The sequence below is a fragment of the Streptomyces sp. NPDC035033 genome, assembly GCF_040636735.1.
Taxonomy (GTDB): Bacteria; Actinomycetota; Actinomycetes; order Streptomycetales; family Streptomycetaceae; genus Streptomyces.
Window position 1 is genome coordinate 1 of the sequence record NZ_JBEZUZ010000156.1, and the last position, 9039, is coordinate 9039.

10 protein-coding genes and 1 pseudogene are annotated in these 9039 nt (G+C 74.9%); 5 read left to right on the top strand and 6 right to left on the bottom strand.

The window, feature by feature from the left end:
- Window positions 1-210 (bottom strand): annotated as a pseudogene (locus AB0E83_RS34045) (hypothetical protein); the annotation flags it as partial.
- A gap of 63 nt (window positions 211-273) precedes the next feature.
- Between AB0E83_RS34045 and sigJ the strand changes: the two are divergent.
- Entirely contained in the window at window positions 274-1164 is an 891-nt protein-coding gene (gene sigJ, locus AB0E83_RS34050) for an RNA polymerase sigma factor SigJ (RefSeq protein ID WP_362120469.1), read from the top strand.
- 81 nt (window positions 1165-1245) lie between these two features.
- Here the strand turns inward: sigJ and msrB are convergent, their stop codons facing one another.
- From msrB to AB0E83_RS34070, 4 genes are all read right to left on the bottom strand, one after another.
- On the bottom strand, window positions 1246-1653 hold the full coding sequence (msrB, locus tag AB0E83_RS34055) for a peptide-methionine (R)-S-oxide reductase MsrB (RefSeq protein WP_362120471.1): 408 nt from the start codon (window positions 1651-1653) through the stop codon (window positions 1246-1248).
- A gap of 15 nt (window positions 1654-1668) precedes the next feature.
- A complete protein-coding gene (murC, locus tag AB0E83_RS34060) occupies window positions 1669-3066 on the bottom strand; it encodes a UDP-N-acetylmuramate--L-alanine ligase (protein ID WP_362120473.1) in 1398 nt (465 codons plus the stop codon).
- A 105-nt stretch (window positions 3067-3171) separates the two neighbouring features.
- Window positions 3172-3642: an indole-3-glycerol phosphate synthase gene (locus tag AB0E83_RS34065; protein ID WP_362120475.1), complete on the bottom strand. Its 471-nt coding sequence runs from the start codon at window positions 3640-3642 to the stop codon at window positions 3172-3174.
- Window positions 3643-3748: 106 nt separating this feature from the next.
- The gene (locus tag AB0E83_RS34070) at window positions 3749-4537 is read right to left on the bottom strand and encodes a pyrimidine reductase family protein (RefSeq protein ID WP_362120477.1); all 789 of its coding nucleotides are present in this window, start codon (window positions 4535-4537) and stop codon (window positions 3749-3751) included.
- 36 nt (window positions 4538-4573) lie between these two features.
- Between AB0E83_RS34070 and zapE the strand changes: the two genes are divergently transcribed.
- The 4 genes from zapE to AB0E83_RS34090 all read left to right on the top strand — a co-directional run bounded on the left by zapE (window position 4574) and on the right by AB0E83_RS34090 (window position 8640).
- Window positions 4574-5644 carry a cell division protein ZapE gene (gene zapE, locus AB0E83_RS34075; RefSeq protein WP_362120479.1) on the top strand — a complete coding sequence of 357 codons (1071 nt, stop codon included), beginning with the start codon at window positions 4574-4576 and terminating at the stop codon, window positions 5642-5644.
- A gap of 34 nt (window positions 5645-5678) precedes the next feature.
- A complete protein-coding gene (locus AB0E83_RS34080; RefSeq protein ID WP_362120481.1) occupies window positions 5679-6104 on the top strand; it encodes an OsmC family protein in 426 nt (141 codons plus the stop codon).
- 133 nt (window positions 6105-6237) lie between these two features.
- A complete protein-coding gene (locus AB0E83_RS34085) occupies window positions 6238-7611 on the top strand; it encodes an alkaline phosphatase PhoX (RefSeq protein ID WP_362120483.1) in 1374 nt (457 codons plus the stop codon).
- 138 nt (window positions 7612-7749) lie between these two features.
- Window positions 7750-8640, top strand: a complete 891-nt coding sequence (locus AB0E83_RS34090; RefSeq protein ID WP_362120485.1) for a polysaccharide deacetylase family protein — start codon at window positions 7750-7752, stop codon at window positions 8638-8640.
- Between the two features lie 34 nt (window positions 8641-8674).
- Here the strand turns inward: AB0E83_RS34090 and AB0E83_RS34095 are convergent, their stop codons facing one another.
- Window positions 8675-8863, bottom strand: coding sequence for a hypothetical protein (locus tag AB0E83_RS34095; protein WP_362120487.1), 189 nt, complete (start codon window positions 8861-8863; stop codon window positions 8675-8677).
- Window positions 8864-9039 lie beyond the last annotated feature (176 nt).

The following is a 9039-nucleotide window of genomic DNA, read 5'->3' on the forward strand; positions in this document are numbered from 1 at the left end:
GTCGCGGGCGTCCGGCCGCGCGGGGGCGCGGCCCGTCCCGGCGCGGCCGGATCCGCCGGCGACGTCGCCGGGCGGCCGTCCCGGCACGGCGTCGCCGTGTCCGAGGACGTCCCGGTGAGCGGGCCGGGCAGCGACCCGGCCGGGCGGCCGCCGACCGCCGGCGAGACCGCCGCGCCCCTCGGCGCGGCCCTCGCGGACGAGCGGTCGCACGGCCCGCACCGTGCCGAGCCGTCTCGCGGGGGCGGCCTCCGCCGGACGGGAGGTCGCCTCTCCGTGAGCACCGACGAACACGCCGAGCGGTTCACCCCGCTGCGGCCGCTGCTGTTCACGATCGCCTACGAGATCCTCGGCTCGGCGACCGACGCCGACGACGTGCTGCAGAACAGCTACCTCCGGTGGGCCGGCGTGGACCTCGCGACGGTGCGGGACACCAAGGCGTACCTGGCGCGGCTGGTGACCCGGCAGGCGCTCAACGCCGTGCGGACGAACGCGCGCCGCCGCGAGGACTACGTCGGACCGTGGCTGCCCGAACCGCTGCTGCTCGACGAGGGCGACGCCTCGGCCGACGTGCTGCTCGCCGAGTCGGTGTCGATGGCGATGCTCGTGCTCCTCGAAACGCTCACCCCCGACGAGCGGGCGGTGTTCGTGCTGCGCGAGGTCTTCGGCTTCGGGTACCGCGACGTCGCCGCGGCGGTGGGCAAGTCCGAGGTGACGGTCCGCCAGGTGGCGCACCGCGCCCGCGAGCACGTCCGGGCGCGGCGCAGGCGCTTCGAGCCCGCCGACGCCGCCACGACCGCGCGGATCACCGAGCGGTTCCTGGCCGCGGCGGCCACCGGCGACCTGGACGGGCTGCTCGCGCTGCTCGCGCCGGACGTCACCTGGACCGCCGACAGCGGCGGCAAGGCCACCGCCGCGCGCCGGCCGGTGGTGGGCGCGGAGAAGGTGGCCGCGGTCCTCATGCGCCTGCTCCGCCGGGAGCGGCCGGCGGAGCTGCGGATCGAGAGGGTCAACTGCAACCACGCGCCCGCCCTCGTCCTCGGCGGCGACCCCCCGGAGGGGGTCTTCCTGCTGGAGGTCGCCGACGGGCGGATCACCCACTTCTACGCCGTCCGCAACCCGGACAAGCTCCTCGCGGTGTCGGTCCCGCGCCGGATCGGCCGGTAGGGGCATCACGACGGGGCCGGGCCGGGGCCGGGGCCGGAGAGGGCCCGCCGGGCCCTCTCCGGCGCGCGGGCCGCGCCCGTGTCAGTCCTCCGCCGGCTCCAGCCGCAGCGAGATCGAGTTGATGCAGTAGCGCTGGTCGGTGGGGGTCGGATACCCCTCACCCTCGAACACGTGGCCGAGGTGCGAGCCGCAGCGGGCGCAGCGGACCTCGGTGCGGATCATGCCGTGGGAGGTGTCCGCCACCAGCTCGACGGCCTCGCTGTCCTTCGGGTCGTAGAAGGACGGCCAGCCGCAGTGCGACTCGAACTTCTCGTGCGACGTGAACAGCTCGGCCCCGCAGGCGCGACAGGAGTAGACGCCCTCGGTCTTCGTGTCCGTGTACTCGCCGCGGAAGGCGGGCTCGGTGCCGGCCAGCCGGAGCACCTGGTACTCCGACGGGGTCAGCTGCGCCTGCCACTCCTCGTCGGTCTTCTCGACCTCGTACGCCATCGTCCGTCCACTCCCTCAGTTCGCCAGGCGGGCCAGGATCAGCGGACCGAGGTCCGTGACGTCGCCCGCGCCCATGGTCAGAACGAAGTCGCCGGGGCGCGCCATTCCTGCGATCACCCCGGGGACGGCCGTCTTGTCGTGGACCGGGGTGACGTCGGCGCCGGCCGCGCGGGCGGCGTCCAGGATCAGCTCGCTGGTGACGCCGGGGATCGGGTCCTCGCGGGCCGGGTAGATGTCGAGGACGACGGAGGCGTCCGCGAGCGCCAGCGCGTCGCCCATCTCCTTGCCCAGCTCCTGGGTGCGGGAGAAGAGGTGCGGCTGGAAGACGACGAGGAGGCGGGAGCCGGCGGCGGCGCCGCGCATGGCCTCCAGGTCGGCGGTCATCTCGGTCGGGTGGTGCGCGTACGAGTCGATGACCTGGACGCCCGCGGCCTCGCCCTTGAGCTGGAGGCGGCGGCCGACGCCGGTGTAGGCGGTGAGCGCCTGGGCGAGGGCGGCCGGGTCGAGGCCGGCGCGGGCGCCGGCGGCGAGGGCCGCGGCGGCGTTGTGCGCGTAGTGGCGGCCGGGGACGGAGACGGTGAAGGTGTGCTCGGTGCCGTCGAGGGCGACGGTGACCTCGCTCCTCATCCCGTTGGGGACGATCTTGAGGACGCGGGCGTCGGAGCCCTCGCCCTCGCCGACCGTGACGATCTCCAGGTCCTCGCGGCCGGCGGCGGCGACGCGGCGGGCCAGCTCGCGGGCGCCGGCGTGCTCGCCGACGACGAGGGTGCCGCCGGGGCGGAGCTTCGCGGCGAACTTCTCGAAGGACTCGTAGATCTCGTCCATCGAGGCGTAGTTCGCGTGGTGGTCGAGCTCGACGTTGAGGACGATCGCGACCTGGGGGTCGTACTTCTGGAAGCTGCGGTCGCTCTCGTCGGCCTCGGCGACGAAGACCTCGCCGGCGCCGTGCCGGGCGTTGGTGCCGGGGCCCGCGAGGTCGCCGCCGATCGCGTACGAGGGGTCGAGGCCGAGCTCGGTGAGGGCGACGGCCAGCATCGAGGTGGTGGTCGTCTTGCCGTGGGTGCCGGCGACGGCGATCGCGGTCAGCCCGTCCATGAGGGAGGCGAGCGCGTCGGACCGGTGCACGACCGGGATGCCCAGCTCGGCGGCGCGGGCCAGCTCGGGGTTGTCGGCGCGGATGGCGCTGGAGACGACGACGGCGGAGGCGTCGTCGGCGAGGTGCTCGGCGGCGTGGCCGAGGTGGACGGTGACGCCGTGGGCGCGCAGCGCCTCGGCGGTCGGGGAGTCCTTGGCGTCGCTGCCCGCGACCTTGGCGCCGCGCTGGGCGAGGATCTTCGCGATGCCCGACATTCCGGCACCGCCGATGCCGATGAAGTGCGGCCGTTCCATGGCGGCAGGGATGGCGGGTGCCATGCGGTTCTCTCCCCGGGTGTGCGTACGACGTGACGGTCCCAGCCTAGTGGCTGGGGGCGGGCGGCCCGGGGACGCGGTGCGCGTCCCCGGGCCGCCCGGCCGCGGCTACTCGCTGTGGGCGAAGAGCTTCAGGACGGGCACGCCGACCTTGTGGCGGGCGCGGGAGGCCCAGTCGCGGTGGAAGAACTCCTCCACGTAGTGCGGGGCGGTGAGGACGATGACCTCGTCGGCCCCCGCCTCCTCGACGACGGCCTTCATCTTGTCCAGGGGGTGGTCCTCGACCACCTGTCCGACCGCTTCGCAACCCGCCTCTCTCAGGGCCCGGAGGGAGTGCTCCAGGGCGGTCTCGGCCGGGCGGCGGGCCGCCTCCCCCTCCGGTTCGTCGCCCTCGCGGGCCGCTTCCTTGAGTTCGCCCAGGGCGACGTCGTCGATGGCGCGCAGCAGTACATCGGCCTGGTCACCGCGCGGCTGCATCAGCACGATGAAGGACACGCCCTCGTCGCCGTGCAGGGTGGTGACGAATTCCACGTCCATGGACGTCAGGGGCTTCTCGATCATCAGAACGCTTGTGAACACCTCAGGAGCCCTTCTGCGGAAACCATCCTTCCCCGTGACCGCACGGGGATTGCGACTGTGATTGTGCCCAGCCGACGCTAAGCGGAACGACAAATTCCGCCGATTGTCAGATCCGACGGTAGCGGCTGAAGAGGAAGCCGTCCTGCTCCAGCAGAGAAGCCAGTCCAAAGCGTGTCGGAAGCGCGAGCGAAGGACCGTGGGCGATCCGCTGGGCGTCGCCCGCCGTCATCGTCGGGGAGAGCGTCAGGCACAGCTCGTCGAGCACCCCGGCGGCGGTGAACTGGCCGAGCAGCCGGGGCCCGCCCTCGGTGAGCTGGCGGCGCAGCCCCCGCCCGGCGAGCAGGGCGACCGCGCGGGCCGGGTCCACCGCGGCCCCGTCGCCGGCGAGCAGCACCTCGGCGCCGGCGTCCCGGGCGGCGGCGATCCGGTCGGCGGGGGCGCCGGCGCCGGTGAGCACCAGGGTCGGGACCAGCGGGGCGGCGAAGAGGGGCAGGGAGAGGTCCAGGTCGAGGGAGGCGGTGACGACCGCGATGGCCGGGGCCGGGCCCTGGCCGGCGGCGGCCCGCCGGTCCGCGAAGGCCTCCCGGGCGCGGGCGGGCCGGTACCCCTCCAGACGCACCGTTTCCGCGCCCACGATCACCACGTCCGCCAGGCCCCGGAGGGTGCCGAAGATCCGCATGTCGGTCTCGGAGGAGAGCGGCTGCGAGCGGCCCTCGTGCTGTCCGGCCCCGTCGAGCGAGGAGACCATGTTGGCCCGCAGCCAGACCTCCGCGTCCTCCGGATAGGCGTAGGCGTCGGCCAGCTCGTCGAGGGACCACTCCCGGTCGCCTCCGCCGGCGCCACTGACCTGGGTCTTCGGGGCTGTCATGTCCGTCACAGGGAAGAGCTGTCGCATCCTCGCAGTCTGGCACGGCGCTTACAGTGGGGAACTGTGTCGACCCGTGTCCCGAACGAAGCCGCCCCGCTCTCGCTGTGCTCGCGCGAGCCCCACGTCCCCGCCGACCGGCTGGTCGCGGAGATGGTCCCGCCGCCGCGCTTCGACTCGGTGCGCTTCGACACCTATCTCCCCGACCCGAACCAGCCCAGCCAGTGCGAGGCGGTCAAGGCGCTCTCCGGCTTCGCCGAGAGCCTGGGCGGGGCGCACGCGAGCGGCGGCGGGAAGCGCCGCTGGTTCGCCCGCAGGCCCGCCGCCCCGGCCGGCCCGCGCGGGGTCTACCTGGACGGCGGCTACGGCGTCGGCAAGACCCACCTCCTCGCCTCCCTGTGGCACGCCACGCCCGCCGAGCCCGCGCTGAAGGCGTTCGGCACCTTCGTCGAGCTGACGAACCTGGTCGGCGCGCTCGGCTTCCAGCAGACCGTGCGGACGCTGAGCGGGCACCGCCTCCTCTGCATCGACGAGTTCGAGCTGGACGACCCGGGCGACACGGTCCTCGTCTCCAGCCTGCTCGGCAAGCTGGTCGAGGCCGGCGTGGCGCTCGCCGCCACCTCGAACACGCTGCCGGGCAAGCTCGGCGAGGGCCGCTTCGCCGCCGCCGACTTCCTCCGCGAGATCCAGGGTCTCTCCGCGCACTTCCGGCCGCTGCGGATCGACGGCGAGGACTACCGCCACCGGGGCCTGCCCGAGGCCCCCGCGCCCCACTCCGACCAGGTCGTCACGGAGACCGCGTACCGCGTCCCGGGCGCCTCCCTGGACGACTTCCCGCACCTCCTCGAACACCTGGCCAAGGTCCACCCGAGCCGGTACGGCGCCCTCACCGACGACCTGACGGCGGTCTGCCTCACCGACGTGGGCCCGGTCCCGGACCAGTCGACCGCGCTGCGGCTGGTCGTCCTCGCCGACCGGCTCTACGACCGCGAGATACCGGTCCTCGCCTCCGGACTGCCGTTCGACAAGCTGTTCAGCGAAGAGATGCTGAACGGGGGGTACCGCAAGAAGTACTTCCGCGCCATCTCCCGGCTCACCGCCCTGGCGCGGGACGCAAAGGGGCTCGTGGCGCAGTAGGTTGGGGGCCATACCCGATCGAAAGGGAACCACCATGGCCACCGTCCGTCACGCCCACACCGTCTGGCAGGGCGACCTCTTCAAGGGCTCCGGCGTCGTCACCCTCGACTCCTCCGGTCTCGGCTCGTACGACGTCTCCTGGCCGGCCCGCGCCGAGGAGCCGAACGGCAAGACCAGCCCCGAGGAGCTCATCGCCGCCGCGCACTCCTCCTGCTTCTCGATGGCCTTCTCCAACGGCCTGGCGAAGGCGGGCAACCCGCCCACCCGCCTGGAGACCAAGGCCGACGTCACTTTCCAGCCGGGTGAGGGCATCACCGGCATCCACCTCACCGTGCGCGGCGAGGTGCCCGGTCTGGACGAGGACCAGTTCCGGTCGCTCGCCGAGGACGCCAAGAAGAACTGCCCGGTCAGCCAGGCCCTCACCGGCACGACGATCACCCTGACGGCCGAGCTCGCCTGACCCGGCCCCGGGCCGTCGCCCGGGGGGCGGAATTGGGCCAACCGGGGCTCCGTGGACCCGCGTCGTGGCATCACGCCCATCCGTGCGTGGTACACAGCGGGTCCACACCTGTCTCCGGCGGGAAGGCCGTCCCATGTCCGTGACACGACGTCAGATCCTGGCCCGCACCGGCGCGTCCGTCGCCGGCATCGCCTTCACCGGCGCCCTGGCCGACCTCTTCGCCGCCGGCCCCGCCGCCGCCGAGCCGCGCGGCGGCTACGGCCCGCTCCTCCCCGACCCGGACGGCCTGCTCGACCTCCCCGCCGGCTTCTCCTACCGGGTCCTCTCCCGCGAGGGCGACCCGCTGCGCTCCGGCGAGGGCCTGGTCCCCGGCCGCTGCGACGGCATGAGCGCCTTCGCCGCCCCGCGCGGCGGGGTGCGGCTGGTCCGCAACCACGAGAACCGCCCCGACGCCGCCCACGGCGTCCCGCTCGTGCCCGGCCTCGTCTACGACCGGGGCGGCAGGGGCGGCTGCACCGTCCTCGGCCTCGACGCGGACGGCGAGGTCCTCGGGGGCGCCGCCGGGGAGCGGGTCGGCATCGCCGGCACCGCCGTCAACTGCGCGGGCGGGCCCACCCCTTGGGGCACCTGGCTGACCTGCGAGGAGACCGAGGACAGGGCCGGGACCAAGGGGTACGAGAAGGACCACGGCTTCGTCTTCGAGGTGGACCCGGCCGACCCGCACCGCACCGGGGCCGTCCCGCTCACCGCCCTGGGCCGCTTCGCCCACGAGGCCGTCGCCGTGGACCCGTACAGCGGGATCGTGTACGAGACGGAGGACGCCTTCGAGCACCCCTTCGGCCTCTTCTACCGCTTCCTGCCCGAGGCCCCGCTCGGCGGCACCGGCGCGCTGCGCGCGGGCGGCACCCTGGAGGCGCTGCGCGTGCCCGGCGTCCCCGACCTGTCGGTGGTCCAGGAGGCCGGGACGGTCTTCGGGGCCGTCGAGTGGGTGCCCGTGCCGGACCCGGGGGCGACCGGGACGCCGATCCGCTTCCAGGACTTCGGCCGGGGCGGGATCACCCACGCGCAGAAGCTGGAGGGCTGCTACTGGGGCGGCCGCTGCGTCTACTTCGTCTCCTCCTTCGCACGGGCCTCCGACGGCTCCGGCGCCACCCACTTCGGACAGGTGTGGAAGTACGAGCCGCACGCCCGCCGGCTCACCCTCGCCGTCGTCTTCGGCCCCGACACCGACGTCCGGCTGCCCGGCGAGTCCCCCGACAACATCTGCCTGGCGCCCTCCGGCGGCCTGATGGTCTGCGAGGACGGCGGCGGCGCGCAGCACGTCCTCGGGGTGAGCCGGCGGGGCGAGGTGTACGCGGTCGCCCGCGGCCGGCAGGACATCGGCGCGCCCGGGGCGCCCGAGTGGGGCGAGTTCGCGGGCGTCACCTTCTCCCCCGACGGCCGCACGATGTACGTGAACTGCTACGAGCCCGGCACCACCTTCGCCGTCACCGGCCCCTGGCGCTGACCGGCGGACGGCGTCCGCCGCCCGCTCCCCGACGGGTGACGCCTGACGGGTGACGTGGTCCGCCGTGCCCCGGGGTGCGGCGGCGGACCTCCGGGAACGATCGGATAGCTTCCGTTCGTGACCATTTCTGTACGTAAAGTGGCGGCGCTCGCTCTGCTGGGCGCCGCCCTCGTCGGCTGCGGCGGGGGCGCCGGCACGCCTTCCTCCTCCGTGGCCCCCTCCACCGCGGCCCCCGCGGCCCCGGCACCCCCCTCCGCCGGGGCGGCCGCGGGGGCGACGCCCGGGGCGACCGCCGCCGCCGGCGCGGGGCCCGCGCCCGCCGCGCCGCCCACGATGGCGCCCGGCCCCCGGGGCCGTACCCCCGTCTACGAGCGGCGGACCGGCCGGAGCGCCGAGAAGGTCGTCGCGCTCACCTTCGACGCCGACATGACCGCCGACCAGGGCCCCCGGGCGGCGAGCGGCGAGCGCTTCGACAACCCGGAGCTCATCGCGACCCTGCGCCGGCTGGAGGTGGACGCGACGGTCTTCATGACCGGCCGCTGGGCGGAGGAGTACCCCGACCAGGCGAAGTCGATCGGCACCGACCCCCGCTTCGAGATCGCCAACCACTCGTACAGCCACTACGCCTTCGCCGAGCCCTGCTACGGCCTGCCGGCGGTGGCCGCGCCGGACATGGCCTCCGACGTGCGGCGCGCCTTCGACTCCTTCCGGGACGCCGGGGCCGTCAACGTCGTGCCGTACTTCCGCTTCCCCGGCGGCTGCTACGACGACGCCGCCCTGCACGCGCTGGCGCCGGCCCGGGTCACCGCCGTGCAGTGGGACGTGGTCGGCGGGGACGCCTTCGCGAAGAACCCGGACGCGGTGGCGGAGCAGGTGCTGTCCGGGGTGCGGCCGGGTTCGGTGGTCGTCCTCCACTGCACCCGCTCCGCCGCGCCCGCCACGGAGCGGGCGATCCGCCGGATCGTCCCCGAACTCCGGGCCCGCGGCTACCGCCTCGTGAAGGTGTCCGAGCTGATGCGCGCGGGCTGAGCCCCGCGCGCCCGGGGCGCCGGCCGCGCGGGGGTCAGCCGGAGCAGGCGGTGCGCTGGGCCTCCTGCCACTCGCAGACCGGGCAGAGCACGATCCCCTTGACCGACTCCGCGTACTCGGTCGGCTCCAGGCACAGCACGCAGCGCGCGAACGGCCCCTCCGCGGCCTTCGGCGGGCGGGGCGCGGGCTCGGGGGCGCAGAAGGCGCCGGATTCCGTGGTCATGTCACCGAGGCTACTCCGGCCCGCGGGCCCGGGCCCGCCCTCACTCCAGCCGGGCGGTGGCCCGGCAGGCCGCCGCCGCGGGCGCGGGGGCGCGGTGCGCGGCGGCGGCGCACGCGGCCCCCCGCGCCCGCGCGGGCCCCGCGGCGGCGACCCCGGCCGGGACCGCGAGCTGCGCG

What these genes read in the sequence shown, in the direction of transcription:
- msrB (WP_362120471.1), bottom strand. Translation starts at nt 1,653, where the DNA reads ATGGCGTACGAGGTCGAGAAGACCGACGAGGAGTGGCAGGCGCAGCTG.
- murC (WP_362120473.1), bottom strand. Translation starts at nt 3,066, where the DNA reads ATGGCACCCGCCATCCCTGCCGCCATGGAACGGCCGCACTTCATCGGC.
- AB0E83_RS34070 (WP_362120477.1), bottom strand. Translation starts at nt 4,537, where the DNA reads ATGCGACAGCTCTTCCCTGTGACGGACATGACAGCCCCGAAGACCCAG.
- AB0E83_RS34080 (WP_362120481.1), top strand. Translation starts at nt 5,679, where the DNA reads ATGGCCACCGTCCGTCACGCCCACACCGTCTGGCAGGGCGACCTCTTC.
- AB0E83_RS34085 (WP_362120483.1), top strand. Translation starts at nt 6,238, where the DNA reads ATGTCCGTGACACGACGTCAGATCCTGGCCCGCACCGGCGCGTCCGTC.
- AB0E83_RS34095 (WP_362120487.1), bottom strand. Translation starts at nt 8,863, where the DNA reads ATGACCACGGAATCCGGCGCCTTCTGCGCCCCCGAGCCCGCGCCCCGC.